18 protein-coding genes are annotated in these 11,911 nt (G+C 69.9%); 4 read left to right on the top strand and 14 right to left on the bottom strand.

Features of this window, described 5'->3' with window-relative positions:
* Position 1: 1 nt before the first annotated feature.
* On the bottom strand, positions 2-205 hold the full coding sequence (locus QF032_RS18980; RefSeq protein ID WP_307056722.1) for a hypothetical protein: 204 nt from the start codon (positions 203-205) through the stop codon (positions 2-4).
* 25 nt (positions 206-230) lie between these two features.
* Positions 231-473 (bottom strand): winged helix-turn-helix domain-containing protein, encoded by a 243-nt coding sequence (locus tag QF032_RS18975; RefSeq protein WP_307056719.1) that lies wholly within the window; start codon positions 471-473, stop codon positions 231-233.
* 167 nt (positions 474-640) lie between these two features.
* On the opposite strand from QF032_RS18975, the gene QF032_RS18970 reads away from it, so the two are divergent.
* Entirely contained in the window at positions 641-838 is a 198-nt protein-coding gene (locus QF032_RS18970) for a hypothetical protein (RefSeq protein WP_307056717.1), read from the top strand.
* A gap of 378 nt (positions 839-1,216) precedes the next feature.
* Here QF032_RS18970 and QF032_RS18965 read toward each other — a convergent pair whose 3' ends face one another.
* The 12 genes from QF032_RS18965 to QF032_RS18910 form a co-directional block, all read right to left on the bottom strand.
* Positions 1,217-1,441 (bottom strand): hypothetical protein, encoded by a 225-nt coding sequence (locus QF032_RS18965; RefSeq protein ID WP_307056715.1) that lies wholly within the window; start codon positions 1,439-1,441, stop codon positions 1,217-1,219.
* A 150-nt stretch (positions 1,442-1,591) separates the two neighbouring features.
* The gene (locus QF032_RS18960; RefSeq protein WP_307056713.1) at positions 1,592-3,673 is read right to left on the bottom strand and encodes a cell division protein FtsK; all 2,082 of its coding nucleotides are present in this window, start codon (positions 3,671-3,673) and stop codon (positions 1,592-1,594) included.
* Positions 3,674-3,757: 84 nt separating this feature from the next.
* The gene (locus QF032_RS18955) at positions 3,758-3,934 is read right to left on the bottom strand and encodes a DUF6257 family protein (protein ID WP_307056711.1); all 177 of its coding nucleotides are present in this window, start codon (positions 3,932-3,934) and stop codon (positions 3,758-3,760) included.
* Positions 3,935-3,949: 15 nt separating this feature from the next.
* Positions 3,950-4,135, bottom strand: a complete 186-nt coding sequence (locus QF032_RS18950; RefSeq protein WP_307056709.1) for a hypothetical protein — start codon at positions 4,133-4,135, stop codon at positions 3,950-3,952.
* An 83-nt stretch (positions 4,136-4,218) separates the two neighbouring features.
* Positions 4,219-4,551, bottom strand: coding sequence for a hypothetical protein (locus QF032_RS18945; RefSeq protein WP_307056707.1), 333 nt, complete (start codon positions 4,549-4,551; stop codon positions 4,219-4,221).
* The gene (locus tag QF032_RS18940) at positions 4,548-4,718 is read right to left on the bottom strand and encodes a hypothetical protein (RefSeq protein ID WP_307056705.1); all 171 of its coding nucleotides are present in this window, start codon (positions 4,716-4,718) and stop codon (positions 4,548-4,550) included. The genes QF032_RS18945 and QF032_RS18940 overlap by 4 nt, the downstream gene beginning before the upstream one ends.
* The gene (locus tag QF032_RS18935) at positions 4,715-5,467 is read right to left on the bottom strand and encodes a hypothetical protein (RefSeq protein ID WP_307056703.1); all 753 of its coding nucleotides are present in this window, start codon (positions 5,465-5,467) and stop codon (positions 4,715-4,717) included. The genes QF032_RS18940 and QF032_RS18935 overlap by 4 nt, the downstream gene beginning before the upstream one ends.
* On the bottom strand, positions 5,464-5,661 hold the full coding sequence (locus QF032_RS18930) for a hypothetical protein (RefSeq protein WP_307056701.1): 198 nt from the start codon (positions 5,659-5,661) through the stop codon (positions 5,464-5,466). Before QF032_RS18930 ends, QF032_RS18935 begins: the two co-directional genes overlap by 4 nt.
* A 70-nt stretch (positions 5,662-5,731) precedes the next feature.
* Positions 5,732-6,112 (bottom strand): DUF6907 domain-containing protein, encoded by a 381-nt coding sequence (locus QF032_RS18925; RefSeq protein ID WP_307056698.1) that lies wholly within the window; start codon positions 6,110-6,112, stop codon positions 5,732-5,734.
* Complete coding sequence (locus QF032_RS18920; RefSeq protein WP_307056696.1) at positions 6,109-6,381, bottom strand: hypothetical protein; 273 nt, start codon at positions 6,379-6,381, stop codon at positions 6,109-6,111. The genes QF032_RS18925 and QF032_RS18920 overlap by 4 nt, the downstream gene beginning before the upstream one ends.
* On the bottom strand, positions 6,378-6,875 hold the full coding sequence (locus QF032_RS18915; protein ID WP_307056695.1) for a hypothetical protein: 498 nt from the start codon (positions 6,873-6,875) through the stop codon (positions 6,378-6,380). Before QF032_RS18915 ends, QF032_RS18920 begins: the two co-directional genes overlap by 4 nt.
* Positions 6,875-7,348, bottom strand: a complete 474-nt coding sequence (locus QF032_RS18910; RefSeq protein ID WP_307056693.1) for a hypothetical protein — start codon at positions 7,346-7,348, stop codon at positions 6,875-6,877. The genes QF032_RS18915 and QF032_RS18910 overlap by 1 nt, the downstream gene beginning before the upstream one ends.
* Positions 7,349-7,496: 148 nt before the next feature.
* On the opposite strand from QF032_RS18910, the gene QF032_RS18905 reads away from it, so the two are divergent.
* The 3 genes from QF032_RS18905 to QF032_RS18895 all read left to right on the top strand — a co-directional run bounded on the left by QF032_RS18905 (position 7,497) and on the right by QF032_RS18895 (position 11,880).
* Positions 7,497-7,787, top strand: coding sequence for a helix-turn-helix transcriptional regulator (locus tag QF032_RS18905; RefSeq protein WP_307056691.1), 291 nt, complete (start codon positions 7,497-7,499; stop codon positions 7,785-7,787).
* Positions 7,788-8,270: 483 nt separating this feature from the next.
* The gene (locus QF032_RS18900) at positions 8,271-9,218 is read left to right on the top strand and encodes a hypothetical protein (RefSeq protein ID WP_307056689.1); all 948 of its coding nucleotides are present in this window, start codon (positions 8,271-8,273) and stop codon (positions 9,216-9,218) included.
* Between the two features lie 427 nt (positions 9,219-9,645).
* A complete protein-coding gene (locus tag QF032_RS18895) occupies positions 9,646-11,880 on the top strand; it encodes a glycoside hydrolase domain-containing protein (protein WP_307060305.1) in 2,235 nt (744 codons plus the stop codon).
* Positions 11,881-11,911: the final 31 nt, after the last annotated feature.

Below are 11,911 nucleotides of genomic sequence, written 5' to 3'. Positions count from 1 at the left end.
TCTACGGGCGGGTGGCGGTCCAGTAGGCGGGGCGTTGTCCGCGGGTGCGGGTGGCGGCCCCTTCGGCTTCGAGTTGGCGGAGGGCGCGGCCGGCTTGTAGCGGTGTGGTGTCGATCCGGTCGGCGATGTGGGCGATGGTCAGCGGCCGGTCGGCGGTGTTGAGGAGTCGGCGGGCGCATTCACGGACCGTGTTGTGGAAATCCATGCAGCCGAGGATGCCGTGCACACCGTCATTCGGCATCCGTCTGCGGGGCGATCACGAACGAACCCTTGTTCGGCAACGTCGCGACCAGGCCGCGGTCACGGAGTTCCTGCACAGCCCGCCGCGCGGTGCCGGGTGCTACGCCGTACTGGGCGCCCATGTCGCGCTCGTTGGGGAGGCGTGCGCCGTGCGGCAGGCGGCCGGCCCGGATCTCCGCCTCCACCTGGTCGGCGACACGCACGTAGACGTAGGTGAACGGGTCTTCGCTCATGGTCCGGAACGTATGGCGGCACCCTGCGCCCGGCATCCGTAGGTGGCCCCATACGGCGGTATGGGGTGCCCTGTAGTGGCCTATAGCGGTAGCGTCCGACCAGCGGAAAGCCCCCGCGACCGTGCGACCGGTCCGAGGGCGTGGACGACGCTTCGAGGAGCATCGACATGGAAGACCCTACGGGCGGCACCCCCGCCGAGACCATCCCCAGCACCTTCGCCTGGTGTTCCTGGTGCCACGCGTTCAGCGGCACGGCCAGGCTGGTCCGCATCGTCGAGCAGGGGTCCGGGCCCGGCGGTGGGGTGTTCGCGTGCCGTTCGTGCCGCAGCGTGCACGGTCTCACCCCGGTCGCGGACCAGCCGTGAACCCCGGCTTCGTCAACGCGGTCGAGATGCTGCCGATGCCGAAAGCCTGCGACCTTCCACCGGAGCGGGTGGACGGTACCCGCTGCGTGTGGTGCGGCCGGCCTCCGACGGTGGGGCTCGGCCCGCGTATCAGCCCTATCGGCGGGGCGCTCACGAGGTGGACGCCGCAGGGGTGTGGGCCGTGTGTGGGCCGGAAGGCGGCGCGCGTGTACGGGCTGCACGTGGGGACGTGTCCGCGTTGCTCGCATGGGGAGTATTGCCCGGACAGTCGGGCGCTGCACAAGCTCGCCGTGGACTGCCGGTGACCGTCTGACCCCAGACATACGGGAAGGCCCCCACGACGTCCGTCACGGGACGCGGTGGGGGCCTTCGGCTGTGTCAGCGTGTACCGGCTTCGTGGGTGCGCCGCCACGAGTTGTGTGCGCGCCGGCCGACACGGAGCCGCAGCCGTTTCCCACGGCAGCGGGGGCAGACGCGGGGCTTCCCGAACCGCAGGATCCCGCCCGTCCCGTGGCAGCGACGGCAGGATGCGAACGGCTTCACCGCGCACAGCACGGCGTAGTAGCCGAGGGCCGCGACGAGCACGGCGCTAGCGATCAGCATGGGGTGTCGATCCCTTCTGGAGGGCGGATTCCGGGGGTGCGAGGGTCCCTGCTGCTAGACGCTAGCCAGCAGGTCAGGGGCGTATTCGGGTGCTAGCGGGGCTGCTAGACCTAGCGGGGCGGCCTGCTAGGTCTAGCGGCGGTGTACGGGTCAGGCGGCGGTCCTGTCGGCGTCCCTGCGGGCGATGGCGGCGACGACGTCGGCACGCTCGATACCGCGCCGGTTCTTGCCCTCGCCCTCGTCGGTCTGCCCCCACACCTGCCCGGTCTTGATGCCCCACGGCTTCAGGGCGGCGGTGACGTTCTCGCCCTTCCACTCGCCGTAGACGTCCGGCCGCAGCTCGCCCAACCGGACGGCCAGGCGCTCGCACCACACGGCTTTCTCGTCGGCGCCCATCGACTTGAGGACGTCGGCCAGGACGTCGAGGCCGGCGGTCTCCGCGGGGCCCTCGCCGAGGGCGTGGCCGGTGACGTTGCCGTACTCCTCGCGCATCTTCCGCGCCCGGGCCACGATCCGTTCGGCACCGGGGGCGTCGACGAACGCGGAGGACACGATGCGCGGGTCGTCGCCCTCGCCGGACATCCAGCAGATGCCGCGATCGGAGCGGGAGAACATGGTCGCCTTGATGCCGGACTTGTAGGCGCCCGTGCCGAGGACCATGTCGTTGGCCTGGTGGTTCATGACCTTCAAGCAGAAGCGCAGGACGGCGTTCGCGGAGATGCCGGGCGGCAGGCTCTTGGCGTCGGGCCGCTGCGTGGCGAACAGGCCGACGATGCCCAGCGCCGGCCCGCGCTTGGTGATGTCCGTGCAGATCGACTCAAGCTCGGCCCCGTACTTTTCGTCCTCGAACGGCACCTGGCACTCGTCCAGGCCCACGACGATCGGGTGCAGGCCGTACTTCTTGTCGCTGGCCAGGGCAGGGGTGACCTTCGACTCCGGGCACACCGACCGCGGCAGGGACCGGATGACCTTCGCCCGGCGGCGCAGCTCGGCCTTGATCTCCCGTAGGGCGTGCAGCACGTACAGGATGTCCTCGTCCTCGTCGCCGGCCCGGTAGCGGTGGCAGACCGGCTCGAGCGCGCCGAGGTCGCCGGTCCCCTTGAAGTCGAAGGCGTGGAGCTCGGCCCGCGGGTCTAGGGCGGCGATCAGCAGCAGCAGGCGGAGCAGGAAGGTTTTCCCCATGCGGGGGATGGAGCCGATGACGATGGCCGCGAACATCAACGTCACGGTCATGTTCGCCATGCGGTAGTCGTTACCAAAAACAACCGGCTTGAACAGGTCCACCTGCCCGTCCTTCAGCAGCGGCCAGGGCGGCTTGGTGGTGGCGTTCATCGGCTTGTCGCCCACCCACAGGATGAGGCGGCCCTCGTGCCCGTCCGGGCCGTCGGGGTCGCCGGACGGCCAGACGCAGCCGAGCTTGCGGCGCAGGCCTGAGGCGAGGGCCTCGCGCTTCTCGACGACGTCGTCGGGGGTGACGCCGAACGGCAGGTCGAGTTCGGCCCGGTAGCCGGGGCCGTCGCGGCAGATCTCCGAGGTGAAGCCCATGCCGTGCGCCGTCTTGTTGCCGAAGTCCTTCACGGCGGCGGTGATCTTCGGGTTGCCGATGGCTTCGAGGGCGCGCAGCACGATGGTGCCGGTGAGCTTCTGCAGCTCGGTGCGCATGACGGCTGGGCCGATGACGGGGGCGTCGGGCTGCTGGCCGAAGTAGCCGAGGGTGAGGACTCCGCCGGCGGCGAACACCCACAGGAACGCGGGGGCCATGACGTAGAGCCAGAGAGCGAAGCCCGTCCCGAACACGCAGGCCACGACGGTGACGAGGCCGCGCAGGCGGACGCGGTTGCCGCGCAGCCGGGCCAGGCGCATGTACTCCTCGACGTCGTCGGTGCGGACGGCGTAGTCGCGCAGGGGGGCGGCCTCGCGGTCCCACACCCACCGGTTCGTGGAGGTGACCAGGCGGGCGCTGCCGCGGGGGGCCATGGCCGTGAGCTGCAGCCCGTACCAGGGAAGGCGCACCCCGTGGTAGGCGGTGGCGTAGCCGAGGCGGCTGGCGGTGTGCTTGGCGGTGGTGGTGAACTCGCTGCCGTCCTTCAGCCAGGTGGGGAGGATCGGGCGGCGCTTCTCGCTGGTGACGCCGGGTGCGGGCAGTTTGGGGTTGTCGACGAAGACCGGCGGGGCGGTCGGTTCGGCGGTGGTCGGCGCGGGCTGTGGCGGGTGCTCGGCGATCTCGGTCATGCTGGGGCTTCCTGCCTCTTGTTGGGGTGTGGAGGCCCGGGGCGGCCGGTCTGCCTGGCCGGTGACGGCCGCCCCGGGGCGTTACTAGCTCTTGTTCTTGCGGCGCAGCGCCTGCTGCTCGATGCGCTCGACCCTGCGCTTCAGGTCGGAGAGGTCGACGGCGTCACCGGCGAGGCCGCGCTTCGCCATACGGGCCGTCAGGGCGGCGATGCGGGCCTTCTCGCCGAGCGTGAAGTCAGCGAACGCGGGTCCGTTGGCCATGGGGTTTCCTCCTGTTCAGTGGCTGCGGAGGATGCGGCCGAGGAGGCTGCTGACCTCGTCGGTGCGGTCGACGACCTTCCCGGAGTCCAGACGGTCCGCGTAGGCCTCCATCCGCTGCGCCTTCTCCTCGTTGCCGCGGTCACGAACGGTCTTCGCCGCCTCGCGCGCCTTCTCGGCCTGCTTCTTCATGCGGTCGCTCATCGGGGTTCCTCTTTCGTTACGGGCCGGGCTGTCCGGTCCTCCGCTCCCGCACGGGTGAGCCGCGCGGGACGGAGGGCCGACAGTCAGCGGCCCTTCTGCATGTCGCGCCACAGGTCCCGAAGGACCAGGACGACGATCGCGGCGACGCCGCCGAGGATGGCCAGCGCAAGCGACGCGAACGCGATCCCGACACCGCCGACGCACACCGCGCAGGCAATGCCGACCCACTCGCCGGCGGACCGGCCGGGCTTGTGCTGCTGGTGCTGTTGGCAGGTGTGCGGCTGTGCGGTCTGCTGTTGTGCGGTGGCGGCTTTGGCGAGCTCGACCGCGGCCAGGGCGAGTTGCACGGCGACGGTGTCCGTGTGGGCTTCCCGCACGGCGGCCTCAGCCTTGGCAAGGGGGGTCGGCTCGGTCACCGCAGCCACCTGCCACCGACCAGGTACGGACGGGCGACGACACCGAGGGCGAACGCGACGACGACCGGCTGCAGGAGCGGGCCGGGCACCGTGACCGGCGTGGTGTGCGGCAGTCCGAGGACGAGCCACAGCAGGGCGAGGACGGCACCGAGGAGGATCGGCTTCATGACCGGTCGCCTCCGCTCTGGGTGACCACCTGGCGGCGCAGCTCGGCGGCCTCACGTCGGGTCAGGCTGAACTCTTCGCGGAGTCGCTCGATGGTCACCTGCCGGTTCGTTGAGGTGACCAACTCGCGATTCAGCTTCGACGCCCTACGGCGCAGCTCAGACGGGGTGAGGGTGACGACCTCGGTGACCACCTGGCGGGGGGTCTCGGCGGGTACCGCGCTGGTCACCTGTCGGGGCATCTTGTGGTCGAGGTCGAAGGGTTCGGCGGTGGGGCCGTCGGGGTCCTTCCATGCCAGGCGGATGGTGTCGGGGATGACCACCTTCGGGGGTGCGGGGAGGGCGCGCGGCTGGTCGTCGGCGACACGCTCCACGGTCACCGGAGCGGCCACCTCCACAGCAGTGACACCAATTGGTGTCACGGGCTCGTCGTGACCAGCACCGAGGGAGTGGACGCGCCACAGCACCAGCGGGGCGATCGCGGCGACCGCTACGACCAGCCACACGTTCACGGGCAGAAGCCCGGTCGTGACGAGGTGGGAGGCGGCGTTGACGCCGATCATCGCGGCGACCGCGGCCAGCACCTCCCGGTGGGCTCGCAACGCCCGCACCGTGTACAGGTCCAGCGCGGCCGGCACCGCGGCGGCCACCCACTCGTTGAAGCCGACCGCGCGGGCCAGCTCGTATTCGGCGGACGCCGTCGCGACGAGCGCGGCTGCCAACGCCCCCCACTTCAGCAGGTCGTTCTTCATTCGCCCACCTCGGGCTCGGAGGCGCGCACGACGAGGTGCGCGCACAGTTGGACGCCTTCACGGTCACGGCGCTCGTTCGCGACGAGCAGCGCGGCCAGCAGGCTGGTTACGGGCGGGAGCCGCCGGGGCGACCGGGTGGCCGCGCGGATGGCGGCCGTCTCGGTCGGCCGGCGGACCGGGCGGGTGCTGTTCACCGCGGCCGCTCCTCGGAACGTTTGTTGGCTTCCTTGACGCGGCGGGACAGCTCGGCGCGCTCGGCGTCCGTCACCGGTTCTCACCCCCGTCGAGGACGGTGGCGAGCTGGTCGGCGAGGCTGCGCAGCTGGTCGGCGTACCGGTCGAGGTCGGCGGCGAGGCTGTACATCTGGACGGGGTCGAGGGTCCGGGAGAGCGGCCACACGGACACGCCGGGGGTGCGGCCGCCGAGGAGCGGGCTGCTGGACTCGGCGTAGGGGGACTGCACGAGTTCGGCGGAGAACAGGTTCGCGCCGAGGTGGGTGCAGTCGACGGTGGGGCCGGCGTGGACGAGGTCGACGCGCAAGCTCTCGGGGTCGTGGTGGACGTGGCCGGCACACCAGGACGGCTCAGGGAGGACGACGTTCCCGTGGTCGCTGGTGGCCAGGGTGATCAGGCGGGGCTCGGTCACGGCTGCTCACCCCGCTCGGCGTGCAGGGCGGCGACGAGGCTACGAAGCCGGTAGTCGAGGCGGACGGCCGTCACCAGCATCTCGGTGTGGTCGTGGATGTTGGCGGCGGCGACCTCGTCGAGGAGTCGGTGGGCACCCCTCAGTTCGAAGCGGACGTCACCGGGCTCGTGTCCTTCCTCGCGGTCGGGGTCGTACAGCGGCGTGTAGGAGGCCGGGGGCAGGGCGCCCACCACGAGGGTGGGCGCCTGCTCGGCCGGGGTACCGGTCACCGGCTGGCCGCCATATCGGCGAGATGACCGGCGATGCGGTGGACGTCGGCCTGAACGGTGGCCGGGTCGGAGCCCTTCTTCAGACCGTCGGCCAGGACGTCCAACACGTATCCGTAGTCCGGGTCCCACGTGGTGCGGGCGCGCTCCACGACGGTGAACGCCTGCACCCGTTCGGCGACGGCGGGCAGGATGACCGCGGCCACGTCGGGTTTCGTGTCCAGTCCCGCGAAGATCTCGGGCATGACCTCGGGGAGGTTGTCGGCGATGACGGCGAGTGTGGCCGCCGGGTCGGGCATGGCGAGGGCTTCGCGGTAGGCGGCGCGTGCGATGAACACGGCGGCGGCGAGGGCGGTGATGGTCTCCTCGTCGTCGTTGATGGTGTTGCGGGGTGCGGTGATGGCGGCCGGGCGGGGGGTGTCGGTGGCCTTGGGTGTGGTCGGGAGGTGGGGGAGGCAGTGGAGGGTGAGGGCGGCGAGGCCGATGATCAGCGACATCAGACCGTCACCTCCGTCAGGGTCTCGACGGCGGCCGGGGTGTCGATGCGCTCGACGCGCAGGGACGGGGCGGTGTCCCGCATCGGGACGTCGCCGAGGCCGTGGGTCTTGAAGATGACGCGGACGGCGTCGAGGTCGACGGTCTGCCGGGAGGAGGAGACGCGGCGCACGAGCCAGCTGCCGTAGGTGCCGGCGGGGAGGCGGTCGAGGAGCTTGCGGTGCTTGCGCTTGGCGCGGTCGGCGGAGCGGGCGGAGTCGGCGGCAAGGTCGTAGCCGAGGGCGGCGGCCTCGATGCTTTCGAGCGGGGGCATGTCGTCGGTGGTGTAGAGGCCGGCGGGCTCGACGGGCGCGGGCTCGGCCTGGCGCTCGACGAGGGCGGCGGGGTTGGTGACGCTGCGGACCGCGTCGGCGAGGGTGCCGATCAGGCCACGCACGGTGCGGGCGGTACGAGGGGACATGAGAAGCTGAAGCATCGGTTCTCCCGGTTGAGTCGGGTGGTTCCGTAGGCCCTCGTTCGGTGCGCTAACACCGGCGGGGGCCGCTTGCGTCAGTGCTGGTGAGAGGACTCACCTTGTCGCTCTGACATTGACAAAGTTACTCGCTTCCAGGAACCTTGTCAACATGAATGAAGCGAAGTTGCGGAGCGTCGACGTGGCAACCTGGTGGGACTTTGTCCACACCACGAAGACGATGAGGCAGGGCATGGCCGACCCGAACGCGGACTACTGGAGCATCAGCGACGTCGCCGAGTATTGGGGCGTCACGTCGCAGACCATCCGCACGTACCGATCCCGCCGGCGCGGAGAGATGCCCGAGCCCGATGCGGTGTTCGGCCGATCGCCGGTATGGAAGCCGAAGACCATCATCGACTTCGAGCGTCCGGGGCAAGGCAAGCGGACCGACCTTACGTAGCCACCGGCCGCCGTGAGCCCGAGTGAGCCCGCCGTGAGCCCGGACGCCTTTGGATGGATCGTCAGGCTGCGGCATGCGTAACGCGAGAATCGGCCCCTGACCTGCACAGACGGGACGCATTCGTATCATGCGTCACCGTCCGACATGAACTCATCTGGACTTTTAATCCATTGGTTGTGGGTTCGAGTCCCACAGGGCCTACCGGTGCGGGGGAGGGGTCACCCCCTCTGACCTGCCGAGCGGCGCCCGGATCGGCTTCGGCCGACCCGGGCGCCACTGCGTTGTCGGGGGCTGCGCGAGCGGATGCGTCCGTGGCCTGCGGATCACGGTCCGGCTCAGGAAGCAGACTCGTGTACGTGTCCGAGGTCAGCGTGAGCAGGCGAGTTGATTGCCCCTGGTGAGCGGGGTGCCAATCAACCTGCGGGGCGACAGCCTCGGTCGTGGCATCGACCCTCTGTCTCACCGCTGGGAGAACAGCACGCAATGCAGACGAACGAAACGCCCCTCCTCCGCAGACCGACGATCCTGTCGGTCCTGTCGGTCCTCCTGCTGGCGGTGTGCGCCACGTTGCTCGGCCCACTCGGCACGCTGTCCGGCGCCCATGCCACCGGCAACATCTGCCCCGGAGGAAGCAACTCCGGGGAAGGGTCCTCGTCCAGCAGAACCTGCCCCAACCTGCACAACCGCTTCCTCGGAAACCAGCCGACGATGCCGCTCACGCTGGTGCGCGGCGACTCCCGCTCACCGTCGGACATCTTCAGCCACGGCTTCTCGTCCGTCGGCGCCAACGATGATCTCGTGGCCCATGTGCACGGGCAGGACGGCAGCAACTACATCTCGACCACGGGAACGCTGGGCGTGGCCGAGACCTTCGCGCGCAGCCAGGGCGGGCGCAACCTGGACCGTCTCGCGGGGCAACCGCGCTGCTCCACCGCACGCATGGCTTTCTACGCCTTCATCCCGGGACTCGGGCAGTACCTGCTGTCGGGCTGCACCCATGGCACGATCACCGCGCGGACCTTCGTCTACGAGATCGACACCAGGTGGGCACAGAACGCGGTCCATGTGCCCAGCCAGCTCGCGGCCATGGGGCGCGGCGACATGGCCCGGACGTACGCCGGCCAGGACGAGTGGGCGTTCGTGCACCACATCCCGAACTACGCGGTCCGAGGCGTCCGCATCTACGAGACGACGGCGCACGAGACGAACGGGCGTATCGATTTCAGGACCCAGCGCACCACGTACGTCGGTCACGCGAACAACCCGAACCACGTCGCGCCCCATGTGATCTACAACCCGTCTCACGACCCGAACGGCCACTTCGATTTCTGGTCGGACCTCGACGGTCCCGGGGGACAGGCGAACCCGTGGACCCGTGGGTGCAGCGAGATCCAGCGCTGCGAGCGTGACGGCGGCAGCGGCGGCAACTGAGCCGGGCACGGACAGACGAGCCGGCGCCCTCACTCAAGACCCGCACCCGGCCCGGTCGGCATCGACATCCAGGGTGCGGGTGCGGGACTCGTCGTGGTCCGGGGGAACGCCGCGGATGCCCGGTCGCAGGACGGCCGCCGAAGAGTTCCCGGATCAGCCGAAGCGCTTGATCACCCGGGCGGGAACGGAAGGCGGCGGCCGCTGTCGGCGGTCGGGGCCGCCGCCGTCCGACTGCGGGATGAACCGGGGGTTCTCCGGTGATCACAAGAACCTCCTCGAATCCTCCCAAGTGCCTCACGGTCAGAGGTTTGACCCGACATACGATCAACCTCACCACGAGATCGACCATTCGCCCGGCGCCGGGGGGGAACCTGGTCACAGGGCTGCGACGGGCTCGGTCACTCCCTCGAAAGTGAGTGAACCCCCCATGCGCGACGCGATGGTGCTCAAGGCCCAGAGGTTCGTGAACTCCGTCTACGGCAGCCGTACCGGCACGACCGTGGAGGAGAGCGGCGAGGCCGACTGGGCCACCATGTACGCCCTGACCCGTGCCCTGCAGTACGAGCTGGACATCACCCCCATGTCCGACGGCTTCGGCCCCGGCACGCTCTCCACGCTGACCGCCAAGTTCCCGAAACTCGATCAGGACACCGTCCCGTCCCCGGACTTCTGCCGGATCATCCAGGCGGGCCTGTACTGCAAGGGGTACGACGGAAGTGACCTCGACGGTACGTACGGCGCACGCGTCCAGGCGGCCGTGACCAGACTGAAGACCGACATGGGCGTCGAGAAGGCGTTTCCCGGCAGTGAGCTGACGCCCAAGGTGTTCAAGGCTTTGCTGACCATGGACGCGTATGTCGTCACCGGTTCCGGCTCCGACCAGGTCCGCGGCGTGCAGCGGTGGCTCAACGGCCGGTACGTGAACCGCCAGGACTACTTCGTCGTCGCCAGCGACGGGCAGGTCTCCGGAGCCACCTTCAAGGGGCTGCTTTTCGGCGTCCAGTACGAGCTGGGCATGGCGGACGGCACCGCCAACGGCAACTTCGGGCCCGGTACCCAGGGGGGCCTGAAGTCGCACCCCGTGAAGCAGGGCGACCAGGGTGTGTGGGTGTCCCTGTTCTCGGCGGGGATGGTCCTCAACCGGCGGCCCGTCGCCTTTTCCGACTCCTTCGAGTCTCCTCTGGCCGCCGCTGTCCGGGCATTCCAGACCTTCGTCGCCCTCCCGTCGACCGGTGACGGCGACTTCTCCACATGGGCGTCCCTGCTGGCGTCGTTCGGCGACCAGGCCCGCCAGGGCCAGGCCTGCGACGGCATCGCGAAGATCACGCCCGCACGCGCGGCGACGCTGAAGGCGGCCGGCATCAAGTACGTCGGGCGCTACCTCACCAACCCGAGCGGCAAGTCCCTGCCGGAGAAGGCGATCCAGCCCGGAGAACTGCGGACGATCGCCGAGAACGGCCTGCGCTGCTTTCCCATCTACCAGACCACCGGCGGCGACGCCTCCGACTTCGACTACGCGGCCGGGCGGACCGCCGGGTACGGCGCGGTCAACGCCGCTTTGGACCACGGCTTCAAGAACGGGACGCGGATCTTCTTCGCCGTCGACTTCGACGCGGTCGACGACCAGATCACCGCGAACGTCCTGCCCCACTTCAAGGGCATCAACGACGCCATGGCGGACTCCGGCAATCCGTACGAGATAGGCGTGTACGGCTCCCGCGACGTCTGCGCACGGGTCGGCGCGGCCGGCTACTCGACGGCGAGCTTCCTGGCCGACATGTCCTCGGGCTACGTGGGCAACGCCGGTCATCAGCTGCCCGACGACTGGGCCTACGACCAGTTCGTCATCCGCACCCTCGGCTCGGGTGACGCGCAACTGGACATCGACATCGACATCGCCTCGGGGCGCGACACCGGGCAGGGCTCCTTCAACCCGCCGCGCCCCGCCGTGCCGGACGTCGCCCTCGACCGCAGCCATCTGCCGGCCCTGCGCGCCGACCTCTCCCGGTACATGCAGTCGATCGGCTACCCCGACATGGGCGGCATCGGCAGCGACGCGAAGCTCTACTCCAACTCCCAGGCCGTCGACGCGCTCCAGGACCAGGACGAGCTGATCACCCAGCTGTCGAACACGTACGGCATGCGCAAGGCCCTGATCCAGACGGCGGTCTACTGGGCGATGCGCGAGTACGGCCTCGCCGACCAGGCCGCGGACCAGAAGGTCGTCGGCTATCACCTCTCCGGTTCCGGCACCGTCAAGGACTCGCACACCGGCATCGCCGAGATCAGCGGCACCGACGCCATCCAGGCCTGGAACCACTGCATCGGCTGGGGCTACACGACCGGCAAGCACCTCGATGCGGGTAAGGACGCCGACATCTGGTCCGTGTGGCAGCGGCTGAACAAGGACAACGCGTTCACCGTGCGCACCGTAGCCCTGATCCACCTGTGGGACGTACGGGGCCGGCCGGGCGGCCGGCTGCCCCCCGGCGACCGCGTCACCACCCCGCGGACCATGCGCCTCGGCCTCGCCGAATTCGAGATCACCGAACTCCTGCGCCGCTACCGCGCCTGGGACCCCGACCAGGAGGCGCAGACGCACCAGAGCCTGGCCGTCTACCAGCTCTTCGAGAAGTACAACAGCATCGCGCGCAACGCCTGACCCCTGCGCGCCCGTCTGAACTCCGGAATGA

It is taken from the genome of Streptomyces achromogenes (genome assembly GCF_030816715.1).
Classification (GTDB): Bacteria; Actinomycetota; Actinomycetes; order Streptomycetales; family Streptomycetaceae; genus Streptomyces; species Streptomyces achromogenes_A.
This window is presented reverse-complemented; position numbering and strand designations above follow the sequence as displayed.

Excerpts from the sequence above, each read along its gene's own strand:
- QF032_RS18980 (WP_307056722.1), bottom strand. The coding sequence starts at position 205 with ATGGATTTCCACAACACGGTCCGTGAATGCGCCCGCCGACTCCTCAAC.
- QF032_RS18975 (WP_307056719.1), bottom strand. The coding sequence starts at position 473 with ATGAGCGAAGACCCGTTCACCTACGTCTACGTGCGTGTCGCCGACCAG.
- QF032_RS18970 (WP_307056717.1), top strand. The coding sequence starts at position 641 with ATGGAAGACCCTACGGGCGGCACCCCCGCCGAGACCATCCCCAGCACC.
- QF032_RS18965 (WP_307056715.1), bottom strand. The coding sequence starts at position 1,441 with ATGCTGATCGCTAGCGCCGTGCTCGTCGCGGCCCTCGGCTACTACGCC.
- QF032_RS18960 (WP_307056713.1), bottom strand. The coding sequence starts at position 3,673 with ATGACCGAGATCGCCGAGCACCCGCCACAGCCCGCGCCGACCACCGCC.
- QF032_RS18955 (WP_307056711.1), bottom strand. The coding sequence starts at position 3,934 with ATGGCCAACGGACCCGCGTTCGCTGACTTCACGCTCGGCGAGAAGGCC.
- QF032_RS18950 (WP_307056709.1), bottom strand. The coding sequence starts at position 4,135 with ATGAGCGACCGCATGAAGAAGCAGGCCGAGAAGGCGCGCGAGGCGGCG.
- QF032_RS18940 (WP_307056705.1), bottom strand. The coding sequence starts at position 4,718 with ATGAAGCCGATCCTCCTCGGTGCCGTCCTCGCCCTGCTGTGGCTCGTC.
- QF032_RS18935 (WP_307056703.1), bottom strand. The coding sequence starts at position 5,467 with ATGAAGAACGACCTGCTGAAGTGGGGGGCGTTGGCAGCCGCGCTCGTC.
- QF032_RS18915 (WP_307056695.1), bottom strand. The coding sequence starts at position 6,875 with ATGTCGCTGATCATCGGCCTCGCCGCCCTCACCCTCCACTGCCTCCCC.
- QF032_RS18910 (WP_307056693.1), bottom strand. The coding sequence starts at position 7,348 with ATGCTTCAGCTTCTCATGTCCCCTCGTACCGCCCGCACCGTGCGTGGC.
- QF032_RS18905 (WP_307056691.1), top strand. The coding sequence starts at position 7,497 with ATGAATGAAGCGAAGTTGCGGAGCGTCGACGTGGCAACCTGGTGGGAC.
- QF032_RS18900 (WP_307056689.1), top strand. The coding sequence starts at position 8,271 with ATGCAGACGAACGAAACGCCCCTCCTCCGCAGACCGACGATCCTGTCG.
- QF032_RS18895 (WP_307060305.1), top strand. The coding sequence starts at position 9,646 with ATGCGCGACGCGATGGTGCTCAAGGCCCAGAGGTTCGTGAACTCCGTC.